The following is a 13,828-nucleotide window of genomic DNA, read 5'->3' as shown; positions in this document are numbered from 1 at the left end:
TTGTCCTGCAAAGATCGGCGTTGCCGTGGAAAAGGGGTCAGGCGGCGAGGTGCTGCAGCAGGATGCGCTTCAGGTCGTCCGGCTCGACCGGCTTGGTCAAGAAGTCGTTCATGCCGGCCGCCAGGCAGCGTTCGCGGTCTTCGGCGAAGGCGTTGGCGGTCATGGCGATGATCGGTAGCAGCATGAATTCCGGCATCGAGCGTATGCGGCGGGTGGCTTCCAGGCCGTCCATTTCAGGCATCTGCATGTCCATCAGGACCAGATCGTAGGGCTGGCGCTGGATCAGTTCGATGGCCTGCAGGCCGTTGCTGGCGCTGTCGGCGGTGATGCCCAGTTCGGCCAGCAACTCGCGGGCGATTTCCTGGTTGATGAATTCGTCCTCGACCACCAGGACATGCCGGCCGGACAGCGTCGAGCGGACGGCATCCGGCGTCAGGCCGGCCACGGTTGAGCGCAACATGTCCATGGCTTCGTCGCTCGGCTTCAGCACGGCGGTGAACCAGAAGCAGCTGCCCTCGCCGAAGGTGCTGCGCACGCCGACGGCGCCGCCCATCAACTCGGCCAGGCGCTTGGTGATGGCCAGGCCGAGCCCGGTGCCGCCGAATTTGCGGCTGGTCGAGCTGTCGGCCTGCTCGAAAATGCCGAACAGGCGGTTGACCGACTCTTCCGGGATACCCGGGCCGGTATCCTCGACCTCGAAGCGGATGGTGACCTCTTTGTCGCTGGCCGCCAAGCGCCGGGCGCGTATCGTGACCTGGCCGTGCTCGGTGAATTTGATGGCATTACCGACATAATTGATCAGGCATTGCGAAATCCGCGTCGGGTCGCCGAGCAGGGAGTGTTTGAAGTCATCGGTTTCGATACCCAGAAACAGGCCTTTTTCGCGCGCCCGCTCGCCGAGCAGCGAGACGACGCGCTTCAGGATGCTGTCGATGTCGACCGCAGTTTCGTCGAGCACCAGCTTGCCGGCTTCGATTTTCGAGATGTCCAGGATGTCGTTGATCACGGCCAGCAGGTGCTGCGAGGCGGTATCGATCTTTTCCAGGCGGTTGATCTGTTCCAGAGTCGGCGCATCGCGCTTGAGCAGGTGCACCATGCCGAGCACGGCATTCAGCGGCGTGCGGATTTCATGGCTCATGTTGGCCAGGAATGCGGTCTTCGAGCGGCTGGATGCCTCGGCGCCCTGGCGGGCGACTTCGAGCTGCTCGGTACGCAGCCGGACCTGTTCTTCCAGGTGATTGCGGTGCAATTCCAGTTCGTGGGTGATGCGCCGGCTCTCGCTGATGTCCGAGAAGGCGGTTACGGCGCCGGTAATGACCCCATCGCGGGTGATGGCCGAGACGGTGACGCGGGCCGGGAAACTGCTGCCATTCTTGCGCCAGAAGGCGTCGTTGAGGCGCCGGGTCTTGCCGTCGCCGATGGTCCGCCGCAGCGAGCACGCTTCCAGCGGGAAGGGGCTGCCGTCGGCGTGGTGGTGATGGAAGAGTAGGTGTGTGTTTTGGCCGAGCACCTCGCCCTCCTCGTAACCGAGCAAGGCCAGCCCTGCCGGGTTGATGAAGATGCACACCCCCTCGGTATCGGTACCATAAACGCCTTCGCCCAGCGTGCGCAGGATCATCTGCTGCTGCGATTCGCTCTGCTGGAGGGCCTGCTCGGCGCGCGACAGCTCGCTCAGGTCGATGTCCAGGCAATAGACCAGCGGCCCCTGGTCGGACGATTCGATGAGTGCGTGGCTGGAATACACCTCGACCGGAGCGCCGCCCTTGCGCATCAAGGTCAGGCGTCCGGCGGGAATGGCAGTCTTGTGCTCGAACATCCAGCGCACCGCACCTTGCACCTCGTTGCGCATATTGGGCGGGATGATCAGATCGAAGAGCGATTTGCCGATGGCTTCGCTCGCCGGGTAGCCATAAATTTTCTCCGAGGCGTTGTTCCAGTAATGGACCGTGCCATCCGGCAGATAGGCCTGGATGGCCAGGGCATCGACGTTTTCGAAAATGGCGCGGAAGCGGTTTTCGGCCGCCATCACCTTGGCCATCGCCGCTGCGGTAAGGGCGCGCTCGGCCTTCAGCTTGCGCACGCTGCGCAGCAGGGTCAGGACGACGACCAGCAACGCCAGCAGGGCGAAGCTGCCGCCAACGGCGACGGCAATACCGTATTGCCGCGCCACGTCGACCAGGGTGAATTCCGGTGGCGTGTCGAAGGGCGGCAGGCGGAACTGGCGCATCAGCCGGTCGACCGTCCGGTAGTCGCCGGGGACAGTGAATCCGTAGAGCTGGGCCGCCGGTGTGGCGTGATTGGGGGAGGGCAGCGACAGGAGCGCCGCGGCGACCTGGCGGGCGCTGTCGGCATTGGCCCACGGCATTGCGGCGACCGGCCATTGCGGATAAAGACGGGTCGACAGCGCCCGCGGATAAGTCTCGGCCGGCTGGCGGTTGATCACGCGGATTTGACTGAGGTCGAGCTTGTTTTCACGCTGCATGTCTTCGATGACGCCGGTGCGCACGAAGGCGACATCGGCGCGCCCGACGAGCAGCGCCTCGACCGCCTTGTCCTGCGGTTCCCCGGTTTCGATGACTTGAGCGTCGCGCGGCAGTTCGACGCCGATCTGATGGGCCTCATAGGCCTGTGCCAGATAGCCGCCCAGGGAAGTCGCGATGCCCGTCGCGATACGCTTGCCGCGCAGGTCGCTCAGGCGTTGGATGTCGGTGCGGTCGCTACGTGTCAGGATCACGCCGCCGAAGGTCGCCAGCTGTTTGTCGCCATCCCGCTCGATCAGGGTGGCCAGCGGCGACAACAAGTCGTGTTCCTGCGCCAGCTGGATGTAATGGACCGGCTGGGTGAGGACGAAGTCGATCTGCTTCTTCCTGACCGCTTCGGCCAGTTCCGGATAGGTCAGGACGACGAGCGAAACAGGCTGGTTGGGATGGGTGCTGTTCAGGTAATCAATCAGCGGTTGCCAGTAGGCGGCAGTTTCCGGTTTGGGCCGGAAGGCGAGGACGCCGAATTTGGCCGGTGGCTGCGTTGCGCGGGAGGTAGGGGCAGTTTCATCGCTCGCGGCGCCGGCCGCCGCGATGCACAGCAAGAGTGCTGCGATCGTGCGGCATACCCAGTTTTCCACGCGGAAACAAAGACAAAGGGCCACGCTGGCCTCCCGTGATTCGACGATCAGCTTTGTCTTGTCATATTAGCAATAAGCTATCCGGTTGTGGGTTTGATAGTCCGTGCTTCCGATCAGCGGTAGCGCAGGAAAGACCGGCGCGTCTGCTGCCAGGCCTCCTCGTCCGGCCGGGTCAGGCGGTCGAGGTCGTCGGGCGTGGCGGCCGGGTCATCGACCCATTGGCGCAACAGCGGCGAACCGTTGATCAGGTCGATAGCCAGGCGGTCGAATTCGTATTCGTAGCCGAAGTCGCGCCACAGCGCATAGTCGGGGTAGAGCCGGCGGATGGCCTTGAAGGCCAGCGCCTGGATGCGCCACGGGCGGAAGGCGGCATGGTCGTAGTAGGGGCCTTCGCAATGGATCTGCACGCCGTGGTTCAGCTGCCCGGCATGCTTGTGGAAGGTCGGCTCGAACCAGATTTCGCGCAGCTTGCAGCCGGCCAGCCAGTGCGGCGCCAATGCCTGCATGTCGTTGATCACCGCGCGGGCGTCGATGTCAGGCGCCCCGAAAATTTCCAGCGGCCGTGTCGTGCCGCGGCCCTCGCTCAGTGTCGTCCCTTCCAGCATGACCGTGCCGGCATAGGCGCGGGCCATCCACAGGTTGGGCGCGTTGGGGCTGGGGTTGATCCACGTCCGTTCGCCGAGCGGCCAGCCGTGCCCGGGGGCGGCGTCCGGCTGCCAGCCCTGCATGTCGATGACCTGGTAGTCGACGGCGAGCTGCAATTCGGCGATGAACCAGGCGCCCAGTTCGCCCATGGTCAGGCCGTGGCGCATCGGCATGGCACCGGCGCCGACGAAGCTTTCCCAGCCGGCGCGCAGCGTCAGACCTTCGACCGGCCGCCCGGCCGGGTTGGGGCGATCGAGCACCCACACCGTCTTGCCGTGTTGAGCAGCTGCTTCCAGCACATAGCGCAGCGTGGTGATGAAGGTGTAGATGCGGCAACCTAGATCCTGCAGATCGACCAGCAGCACGTCGAAGGTATCCATCATCGCATCGGTCGGCCGGCGCACTTCGCCGTACAGGCTGAAGATGGGGATGCCGTAGTGCCGATCGATAACGTCCGGCGACTCGACCATGTTGTCCTGCTTGTCGCCCTTCAGGCCGTGCTGCGGGCCGAAGGCGGCGGTCAGCGTGATGTCGGGCAGGGCGGCGAGGGCATCGAGGCTGTGCGTCAGGTCGGCAGTGACCGAAGCCGGATGGGCGAGTAGCGCCACGCGGCGGCCCTGGAGCGGAGCGCGCAAGGCGGGGTCGGCGAGCAGGCGGTCGATGCCGAACAGGATGGTGGAGGTCATGGGCGGGTCAGGGGCAGGGTGAAACTGTCGCGAAGGTGAAAGTCGGGTTGCTGGCCGGCGTGGCACAGCGCCCAGTAGCTCTTGTCGCCGGCCGGGGTTTCGATGACGACGGTCAGGCCGAGATCAAGGTCGGCTGTCTCGGGCAGCAGGCTGGCCGGGATGTCGGCCAGCAGCCGGAGGCAGTCGCCCGCGATCTGCAGCGACACGATGGGATGAGCCCCCGGCTGCCAGTCCATGTCGCGTTGCCGGTAGGCGTCGAAGCGATACGCCGCCCACCGCGACGATGGCGAGAAATTGAATTCGCGATAGGCCGCTTCGCCGGCCGCGGCAACGAAGGCCTCGCAGCAGGTGTGCTGCCACAGGCCGTCGGTCGCTTGTGGCTTAGCTGGGGGCGGGACGCGCAGCGTGGCGATGGCGCCCTGCAGGCGGTATTCCAGGCGCAGTCCACCATCGGGCGTCCACGCGGCTGCCGCCGACACGGCAATCCCGGATGGCATGTTGTTGGCGGTATGGCAGTGCAGGGAATGGAAGGTCACGCGGGGCGGCTGTTTGGGGCAAAAACCAGGCGCTACTTTACCCGCTTCACCCTTGGTCGGGACAGGGTTTTGGGTTAATTTACCGCCTTTGCGGACCCGTCCGCAGGGAGAGAGAAAACATGACACCGCTGCGCATCAACCTCGAACAAGAAGAAATCCCAACCCACTGGTATAACGTCGTCGCCGACATGACCAACCCGCCGCCCCCGCCGCTCGGGCCGGATGGCAACCCGGTGCCGCCGGAAGCGATGGGCGCGATTTTCCCGGACCCTATCCTGGAGCAGGAAATGTCCGCCCAGCGTTGGATTCCGATTCCCGAAGAGGTGCGCCAGATCTACGCCCAATGGCGCCCGGCACCGCTCTGCCGCGCCCTGCGCCTGGAGCAGGCACTCGGCACGCCGGCCAAGATTTTCTTCAAGTACGAAGGGGTGTCGCCGGCCGGTTCGCACAAGCCCAATTCCGCCGTGCCGCAGGCCTATTTCAACAAGCTGGCCGGTACCAAGAAGCTGACCACCGAGACCGGCGCCGGTCAGTGGGGCTCGTCCATCGCCTACGCCGGCCAGATGTTCGGCCTGCCGGTGCGCGTCTACATGGTCAAGGTCAGCTACGGCCAGAAACCTTTCCGCCGGTCGATGATGCAGACTTGGGGCGCCGAAGTCTTCGCCAGCCCGACCGATATGACCAATGCCGGGCGTGCCGCATTGGCTGCCGACCCGAATTGCCAGGGCTCGCTCGGCCTGGCAATTTCCGAGGCGGTCGAGGAGGCCGCCGGCGATCCGAATACCTGCTACACGCTGGGTTCGGTGCTCAACCACGTGCTGCTGCACCAGACGGTGATTGGCCTGGAAGCCAAGAAGCAGTTCGACAAGATCGGCCTCTACCCGGATGTGATCTTTGGGCCCTGCGGCGGCGGTTCCAGCTTTGGCGGCATCGCCTTCCCCTTCCTCGCCGACAAGGCGGCCGGCGACAAGCGGGCGGCGAACCTGCGCTGCGTCGCGGTCGAGCCGACCTCCTGCCCGACGCTGACCAAGGGGGCCTACACCTACGACTACGGTGACGCTTCGGGCTATACGCCGATCATGAAGATGTACACCCTGGGCCACGACTTCATGCCGCCCGGCATCCACGCCGGCGGCCTGCGCTACCATGGCGATTCGCCGCTGGTCTCGCAGCTGTTCCATGAAAAGCTGCTCGAAGCCGTCGCCGTGCCGCAGGTCGCCACTTTCGACGCCGGCGTGCAGTTCGCTCGCGCCGAAGGCATCATCCCGGCGCCCGAATCCTGCCACGCCATCCGTGCCGCCATCGATGAGGCACTGCGCTGCAAGGCGACCGGCGAAGCGAAGACCATCCTGTTCTGCCTGACTGGCCACGGCCACTTCGACATGGCTTCCTACGATCGCTATTTCTCGGGCCAACTGGAGGACTACGACTATCCGTCGGAGGCCATCGTCGAGTCGCTGAAGCATCTGCCCAAGGTAGGCTGATCCCGTGAAAGTCCTCGTTTTCCTGCTCGTTCTGGCCAATCTGCTGTTCTACGCCTTCACCGCCGGCTATTTCGGACGTCCCGACAATCCGGATGCCGGGCGGGGCGATCAGCAGATCACCCCCGAGCGTCTGCGCATCATGTCGCGGGGCGAGGCGCCCTCGACGACGGCGCCGGCGCGCAAGGCCGAACCAGTGCCGGAAAATGCGCCGGCGAAGCCGGAGGCCGAACCGGCCCCCGCTCCGGCGCCGGCCGCAACGTCGGCCGCCGACGAAGCGGCGCCCAAGGCCGAACTGGTCAAGGAAACGGTTGCCGACAAGCCCGATAACGCGCCCGCCTGCCTGGCCTGGCGCCAACTGACCGTCGCCGAGGCCGACAAGATCGCCGCCCTGATGGGCAAGCGCTTTGCCGATTACAAACTGAGCCGCAAGATAGTGGCCGGCGAAAGCAACGGCTGGTGGGTCTATATCCCGTCGCTGCCCGGCAAGCCCGAGGCCGACAAGAAGGCGGGCGAACTGCGCGACCTGGGGGTTACCGACTTCTTCATCGTGCAGGACGGGACCAGCAGGCACGCCATTTCGCTCGGTATCTTCAGTAGCGAAAAAGGCGGCAACGAGCGCCTGGCCGAACTGAAGGCCAAGGGCGTCCGTTCCGCCGTGATGGGGCCGCGGCCGAGCAAGGATACCTTCGTCGCGCTGCAGGCCAAGGGCCCCGGGGCCAAGAGGCCGGCGGTGATCGCCGCGGTGGCCGAAGCCATCCAGAAGAACGAAGCGCTGGCCTGCAAGTGAGCAGCTTCGTCGTCGGATTGACCGGAGGCATCGGCAGCGGCAAGAGCACCGTCGCCGGACTGTTCGTCGAACACGGGGCGGCGCTGGTCGATACCGATGCCATCGCCCATGAACTGACCGGACCGGACGGCGCCGCCATGGCGCAGCTGGTCGCCGCCTTCGGGCCGCAGGTGGCGCGGCCGGACGGGGCGATGGATAGGGCCGCCATGCGCCGGCTGGTCTTTGCCGATCCGTCGGCCAAGGCGGGCCTGGAAACCATCCTGCATCCGCTGATCCGCCAACTGTCGGCCGAACGCTGCCGGGCCGCGACGGCGCCCTATGTCATCCTCGCCGTGCCGCTGCTGGTCGAGTCCGGCTCTTACCGCGAGCGCTGCGACCGCGTCCTCGTCGTCGATTGCCCGGAAAGCCTGCAGATCGAGCGGGTGGTGGCGCGCAACGGCATGTCGCCGGTCGAAGTGGAGGCGATCATGGCCACCCAGGCCAGCCGCGAGCAACGACTGGCCGTCGCCGACGACATTGTGCTGAACGATGGCGATTTGACCGGCATTTATCCTCAGGTAATCGCCTTGCACCAGAAGTATCTAGTCCTTTCCGCCGAAAAAGTTAAAGCGGGCTGTTGAGATTTGCCTGCAAATAGCTCAGAATAAACAAAATTTTCCCTCTTATCGGGCCAATCTTCGCGTGATTACCTACGAATATCCGTTCAACGAGCGCATCCGCACCTTGCTGCGTCTCGAGGATTTGTTCGAAAAGGCCGCCTATTTCGCGCAAGAAGAGGGAGCGCTGGAGCACCACGCGGCGCTGGTCGCCTTGTTTGAAATTCTTGAGGTCGCCAGCCGCGCCGACCTGAAGATGGACCTCATTCAGGAACTCGAGCGCCAGCGTCAGACCCTGCTCGCCTTCCGCAACAATCCCGATATTTCCGAAGAGGCGCTGTCCGGCGCGCTGTACGAAATCGAACAGTCGTCGGCCGCGCTGCTCGCCATGCACGGCAAGATCGGCCAGTACCTGCGAGAAAACGACTGGCTGATGAGCATCAAGAGCCGTGCCGCCATTCCCGGCGGGGTCTGCGAATTCGATGTGCCGTCCTACCACTGGTGGCTGCATCGTCCGGTCGACACCCGGCGCGACGCGCTCGACGGCTGGGTCAAGCCGATGCTACCGCTGCGCGATGCGGCGGCCATCGTGCTGCGTCTGCTGCGTTCCAGCGGCCGGCCGAAGAACTACACGGCCGCCGTCGGCCAGTTCCAGCTCAATCTCGGCGGCTCGGCGGCGCAGATGGTGCGCATTTCGGTCGCCCTCGACGAGCAGGCGATTCCCGAAGTCAGCGCCAACAAATATTTCCTGAACATCCGCTTCACCAAGCCGCCGGCCAACGAAATCAAGGCCCGCAGCTGCGAGCGCGATGTCGCCTTCGATCTGACCTTCTGCAATCTCTGATGGCCAAACCGCGCCAAGTCCGCTGCCCGCAATGCGGTGGAGATGCCCTGTGGGCGCCGGAGAATCCGTGGCGCCCGTTCTGCTCCGAACGCTGCAAGCAGATCGACCTCGGCTGCTGGGCCAGCGACTCGTACCGCATCGAAGGCAAGGTCAGCGACGACGAAGCCGGGGCGCCGGGGATGGATTTCCCCGATACGCCGAATCCCAAGCGCTGAACTCCGCCGCTGAATTCCGTCATTCCCGCGTCCCACAGGGACTTCCTTTGGTCGCAGGCGGGAATTCAGAATGAAGCGTCAGTCCCAGTATTTCCCTGAATTCCCGCTTTCGCGGGAATGAACCCCAACTGACGATTACCAGCCGCGCATCAGTGCGATGCCATGGGCACCGTGGCTTTGCGCCTCGTCCAGCATTTCTTTCTGCACGCCACCCAGGGCGAAGATCGGCAGGGTGTTGCCATCGCGCCGGCGGGCGAATTCGTTCCAGCCCAGCCCGGCGCTTTCCGGATGGGTCGGCGTCGGAAGCACCGGGCCGAGCAGCGCGTAATCGAGGCCCAGTTCACCGGCACGGGTGATTTCCTCGGCGCTGTGGCAGGACGCGCCGACCCAGGCGAAATCCGGCCGCTGCTGCAATCCGGCCAGGCTAGCGGCCGACAGGTGCAGGCCATCGGCACCGACCCGGCGGGCGATGTCGGCATCCTCGTTGATGACCACCAAGGCGTCGTGGCTGTGCGCCAGACGGGTCACCGCCTCGGCGAACCATAGGCGCTGGGCGGGCGGCCAGCCCTTGTCGCGGACCTGGATCAGGCGCAGGCCGCCGTTCAGGGCTGCTTCCAGCCGCTCCAACTGGCGCTCGACGCCTTCGGCCTCGGCATTGGTGATGGCCATGGTGGTCGGCAGCGACAGGGCTTTCAGGATCGGATCATTGGCCGGCAGGATGGGCGCGACGGCGGCCGGCTGGCCGATGCGCTGCCATTCGACAGCCGAGTGCTCGAGTGGCGCAGTGATGCCGATTTCGCCATCCCACGCAGTGGCACGCCAGAAGTTGAGGCGGACCGTGGCGTGCGGGTAGGTGAAGACGCGAGTCAGCCACGGAGAGCAGGCGGTGACGGTAATGCCGAGCTCCTCCTGCAACTCGCGGATCAGCGCGGCGCGTACCGTTTCGCCGGGTTCGACCTTGCCGCCGGGGAATTCCCAGTAGCCAGCGTACACCTTACCTTCCGGGCGCTGGGCGAGCAGGAATTCCTGTCCGTCGGCGCGCAGCATGACGGCGGCAGCGACTTCGACGATAGCACTCACTTGCGCTTCTTCCGTGCCGGTTTTTGCTGGCCGGCCAGTTCCTTGGCGAATTGCCAGGCGGTACGGCCGGAGCGCGAACCGCGGCCGAGGGCCCAGTTCAGCGCCTCGCGTTCGCTGGCGGCGATGACTGCATCGGCAACGCCCAGTTCGCGCGCCCAGTGCTGGAAGACGGCCAGGTAGTCGTCCTGGCTGAACGGGTAGAAGGAAATCCATAGGCCAAAGCGGTCGGACAGCGAGACTTTTTCCTCGGTCGTTTCGCCGGGGCGGATTTCGTCGTCGACCCTGTGCGTCTCGAGGTTTTCCGAGAAATATTCCGGCATCAAATGGCGGCGGTTCGACGTGGCGTAGATCAGCACATTGTCCGGCGGTGCGGCAACCGAGCCGTCGAGCACCGACTTGAGCGCCTTGTAGGCCGTTTCGCCGGCTTCGAAGGACAGGTCGTCGCAGAAGATGATGAAGCGTTCCGGGCGGCCTTCGAGCAGGTCGAGGATGTCGGCCAGGTCGATCAGGTCGTCCTTGTCCACCTCGATCAGGCGCAGGCCCTTGGGCGAGAACTCGTTGAGCATGGCCTTGACCAGCGAGGACTTGCCGGAGCCGCGCGAGCCGGTGAGCAGCACGTTGTTGGCCGGCTTGCCAGCGACGAACTGCCGGGTGTTGGCGGTGATGCGCTCCTTCTGGTCGTCGATGGTCTCCAGGTCGGACAGGCGGATCGGGTGCGGATGGCGGACGGCCTGTAGCCAGCCGCGGCCGCCGCTCTTGCGCCACCGGAAGGCGATGGCGGAGGCCCAGTCGGGGGGCGTTGGGGGCAGGGGGAGGGTGGCTTCGAAGCGGGCGAGAACGGCCTCGGCGCGGGCCAGCAGGCGTTCCAGAGTCGGGGATTCGGTCATGGTGGCAGGTATACTTCGCGGCAAACCGAGAACTCTAGCGAAACCCATGCGAAAAATCCAAGCCGCTGCCTTTTTATTTGTCGCCCTGGTTGTCACCCTGATGGCAGGCTGCTCGAGCGTACCGCCGGTTTCGGCCCCGCCAGCGACGCCCGCCCCGGCGGCGTGCGCCCCCTGTCCGTCATGCCCCGTTTGCCCGGCGGTGACGCCGACACCGGTACAGCCGCCGCCCTTCGCACGTTCCCTGCAGACGGCCGCCTGGAGCGACCTTCCCGGCTGGAGCGAAGACGACGTGGCGGCCGCCTGGCCGGCCTTCCTGCTGTCCTGTCGCGGCGTCGCCAGCAAGGGCAACGGCGCCGGCTGGAAACGCGTCTGCGATCTGGCGAAAGGGTCCGACGGCAAGCCGGGCCTCGATGTGCGCCGCTTCTTCGAGCAGAACCTGAAGCCCTACGCCATCGTCAATGGCGATGGCGCGGTCAATGGACTGGTCACCGGCTACTACGAACCGCTGCTGCGCGGCAGCCGCAATCGCATGAAGGGCTATGAGCAGCCGGTGCGCGGCGTGCCCGACGACCTGCTGACCATCGACCTGTCGGCCGTCTTTCCTGAATTGAAGGACAAGCGGGTGCGTGGCCGGCTGGAGGGCAACAAGGTCGTCCCCTATTGGTCACGTGCCGAAATCGCCGCCAAGGGTGACCGCCTGCCGAGCAAGACCCTGCTCTATGTGGATGACGCGGTGGAACTGTTCTTCCTGCAGGTTCAGGGCTCCGGCCGGGTCAAACTGCCTGACGGCAGCCTGGTGCGCCTTAACTATGCCGACCAGAACGGCCATCCCTACCAGTCGATCGGCAAGACCTTGGTCGAGCGCGGCGAACTGAAGCTGGAGGAGGCGTCGATGCAGGGCATCCAGTCCTGGGCGCGGGCCAATCCGGCGCGGCTCGATGCACTGCTCAATGCCAATCCCAGCTATGTCTTCTTCCGCGAAGTGCCGAACAGCGACGGCGGGCCGGTCGGCGCGCTGGGTGTGCCGCTGACGGCCGAGCGCAGCATCGCCATCGATCCGCGCTCGGTGCCGCTCGGTTCGCCGGTCTTTCTGGCGACCACCCGGCCGAATTCGGCGCAGGCGATGAACCGCCTGGTCATGGCCCAGGATACCGGCGGGGCGATCAAGGGGGCCGTCCGCGCCGACTTTTTCTGGGGCTTCGGCAAGGAGGCCGGCGAGCAGGCGGGGCGCATGAAACAGAGCGGCCGGATGTGGATCCTGTTGCCGCCCGAGCTTGCCCCGAAATAAGGCATTGGCGCACCGAGATTGAGCGTGCTGTAGGAAAATTGCACCTAAGTGGTGCGAATATTCCGATAATGCCTAATGCAACGCACTGATTTGAAATATTTTTGATGCACTGGAATGGTGCTTGCTTTCAGATTCTCCATTTTCTGTCGGGGGTTTCATGGAAACTTATCAGTCCAGTAGCAACGTGTTGTTCATTTTGCTTGGCGCCATCATGGTGCTGGCAATGCATGCCGGCTTCGCCTTTCTCGAAGTCGGCACGGTCCGCAAGAAGAACCAGGTCAATGCCCTGGTCAAGATCCTGACCGATTTCGGCATCTCGACCATCGCCTATTTCTTCGTCGGCTACAGCATCGCCTATGGCGTCAATTTCTTCTCCGGCGTCGAAACGCTGATGGACAAGAACGGCTTCGAGCTGACCAAGTTCTTCTTCCTGCTCACCTTCGCCGCAGCCATCCCGGCCATCATCTCCGGCGGCATCGCCGAGCGCGCCAAGTTCCACCCGCAGCTGATCGCCACCTTCATGCTGGTCGGCTTCGTCTATCCCTTCTTCGAAGGCATCGCCTGGAACCAGGCCTTCGGCATCCAGGCCTGGCTGAAGGCCACCTTCGGCGAGGAGTTCCATGACTTCGCCGGTTCCGTCGTCGTGCACGCCATGGGCGGCTGGATCGCCCTGCCCGCCGTGCTCCTGCTCGGCGCGCGCTACGGCCGCTACACCAAGGATGGCCGCCTGTCCGCCCATCCGCCGTCATCGATTCCCTTCCTGGCGCTCGGCGCCTGGATCCTGACCGTCGGCTGGTTCGGCTTCAACGTCATGAGCGCTCAGACCCTGGACAAGATTTCCGGCCTGGTCGCTCTCAATTCGCTGATGGCCATGGTCGGCGGCACGCTGGTCGCGCTGGTTCTCGGCAAAAACGACCCGGGCTTCCTGCATAACGGCCCGCTGGCCGGCCTGGTCGCCGTCTGCGCCGGTTCCGATCTGATGCACCCGATTGGTGCCTTGGTCGTTGGCGGCGTCGCCGGCGGTCTGTTCGTAGTCATGTTCACGCTGACCCAGAACCGCTGGAAAATCGACGACGTGCTCGGCGTCTGGCCGCTGCACGGCCTGTGCGGCGCCTGGGGCGGCATCGCGGCCGGCATTTTCGGCAGCAAGGCGCTGGGCGGTGCCGGCGGCATCGCCTTCATGCCGCAGCTGATCATGACCGCGATGGCCATCGTCGTCGCCCTGATCGGCAGCACCATCGTCTATGGTGCGCTGAAGAGCACCCTCGGCCTGCGCCTCGATCAGGAAGAGGAATACGAAGGTGCCGACCTCAGCATCCACAAGATCACGGCGACGCCGGAGCGCGAGCCGAACTGGTAAGGGTTTTGATTGGAAATAATAAAGTCTGTCGGACGCTAGATAAACACGAAGGCCGGCATATGCCGGCTTCGTGTTTATGGGTCTTCTGCTATTAGATCAAGGCCAACATTGAAGCCTAAGAAATGCGTCAGGTTATTACGGTGACTACGTCCGCTGGAAGGTGACCTGGCCTCGAGAAAACTGTCCTTGGTGGTGGCGTGCCGTAGATCGCTGCATTTCTGCAGATTGATTCCTGGTAGTTACTTAAAGCAAAAATTTTGTTGACGTGGACGTCCGTGATCTTCATAATTCGGCCCCCT

The 13,828-nt window shown here is 64.6% G+C and carries 12 protein-coding genes; 7 read left to right on the top strand and 5 right to left on the bottom strand.

Translation table 11 applies throughout. The features are described from left to right. Positions 1–37 precede the first annotated feature (37 nt). The 3 genes from LZ012_RS00060 to LZ012_RS00050 form a co-directional block, all read right to left on the bottom strand. A complete protein-coding gene (locus tag LZ012_RS00060) occupies positions 38–3,085 on the bottom strand; it encodes a PhnD/SsuA/transferrin family substrate-binding protein (RefSeq protein WP_275706247.1) in 3,048 nt (1,015 codons plus the stop codon). 149 nt (positions 3,086–3,234) lie between these two features. Further along, positions 3,235–4,452 (bottom strand): exo-beta-N-acetylmuramidase NamZ family protein, encoded by a 1,218-nt coding sequence (locus tag LZ012_RS00055; RefSeq protein WP_275706244.1) that lies wholly within the window; start codon positions 4,450–4,452, stop codon positions 3,235–3,237. After that, the gene (locus LZ012_RS00050; protein WP_275706242.1) at positions 4,449–4,988 is read right to left on the bottom strand and encodes a DOMON-like domain-containing protein; all 540 of its coding nucleotides are present in this window, start codon (positions 4,986–4,988) and stop codon (positions 4,449–4,451) included. Before LZ012_RS00050 ends, LZ012_RS00055 begins: the two co-directional genes overlap by 4 nt. 119 nt (positions 4,989–5,107) lie before the next feature. Here LZ012_RS00050 and LZ012_RS00045 point away from each other — a divergent pair, with 119 nt between their 5' ends. The 5 genes from LZ012_RS00045 to LZ012_RS00025 all read left to right on the top strand — a co-directional run bounded on the left by LZ012_RS00045 (position 5,108) and on the right by LZ012_RS00025 (position 8,914). Next, on the top strand, positions 5,108–6,472 hold the full coding sequence (locus tag LZ012_RS00045; RefSeq protein WP_275706239.1) for a TrpB-like pyridoxal phosphate-dependent enzyme: 1,365 nt from the start codon (positions 5,108–5,110) through the stop codon (positions 6,470–6,472). Positions 6,473–6,476: 4 nt separating this feature from the next. Continuing rightward, positions 6,477–7,259: an SPOR domain-containing protein gene (locus tag LZ012_RS00040; protein WP_275706237.1), complete on the top strand. Its 783-nt coding sequence runs from the start codon at positions 6,477–6,479 to the stop codon at positions 7,257–7,259. Further along, positions 7,256–7,879 (top strand): dephospho-CoA kinase, encoded by a 624-nt coding sequence (coaE, locus tag LZ012_RS00035; protein WP_275706235.1) that lies wholly within the window; start codon positions 7,256–7,258, stop codon positions 7,877–7,879. Before LZ012_RS00040 ends, coaE begins: the two co-directional genes overlap by 4 nt. Positions 7,880–7,940: 61 nt before the next feature. Continuing rightward, the gene (gene zapD, locus LZ012_RS00030) at positions 7,941–8,699 is read left to right on the top strand and encodes a cell division protein ZapD (RefSeq protein WP_275706233.1); all 759 of its coding nucleotides are present in this window, start codon (positions 7,941–7,943) and stop codon (positions 8,697–8,699) included. Next, on the top strand, positions 8,699–8,914 hold the full coding sequence (locus LZ012_RS00025; protein WP_275706231.1) for a DNA gyrase inhibitor YacG: 216 nt from the start codon (positions 8,699–8,701) through the stop codon (positions 8,912–8,914). The genes zapD and LZ012_RS00025 overlap by 1 nt, the downstream gene beginning before the upstream one ends. Positions 8,915–9,049: 135 nt before the next feature. On the opposite strand, the gene LZ012_RS00020 is transcribed toward LZ012_RS00025, so the two are convergent. Both LZ012_RS00020 and LZ012_RS00015 read right to left on the bottom strand, forming a co-directional pair. Next, complete coding sequence (locus LZ012_RS00020; RefSeq protein WP_275706229.1) at positions 9,050–9,994, bottom strand: Nudix family hydrolase; 945 nt, start codon at positions 9,992–9,994, stop codon at positions 9,050–9,052. Next, a complete protein-coding gene (locus LZ012_RS00015; RefSeq protein WP_275706227.1) occupies positions 9,991–10,881 on the bottom strand; it encodes an ATP-binding protein in 891 nt (296 codons plus the stop codon). The genes LZ012_RS00020 and LZ012_RS00015 overlap by 4 nt, the downstream gene beginning before the upstream one ends. A 46-nt stretch (positions 10,882–10,927) precedes the next feature. On the opposite strand from LZ012_RS00015, the gene mltA reads away from it, so the two are divergent. Continuing rightward, positions 10,928–12,169 (top strand): murein transglycosylase A, encoded by a 1,242-nt coding sequence (gene mltA / locus LZ012_RS00010; RefSeq protein WP_275706225.1) that lies wholly within the window; start codon positions 10,928–10,930, stop codon positions 12,167–12,169. 157 nt (positions 12,170–12,326) lie between these two features. Beyond that, positions 12,327–13,529 carry an ammonium transporter gene (locus LZ012_RS00005; RefSeq protein ID WP_275706221.1) on the top strand — a complete coding sequence of 401 codons (1,203 nt, stop codon included), beginning with the start codon at positions 12,327–12,329 and terminating at the stop codon, positions 13,527–13,529. Positions 13,530–13,828: the final 299 nt, after the last annotated feature.

This window comes from Dechloromonas hankyongensis (assembly GCF_022012295.1).
GTDB classification, from domain to species: Bacteria; Pseudomonadota; Gammaproteobacteria; order Burkholderiales; family Rhodocyclaceae; genus Azonexus; species Azonexus hankyongensis.
This window is presented reverse-complemented; position numbering and strand designations above follow the sequence as displayed.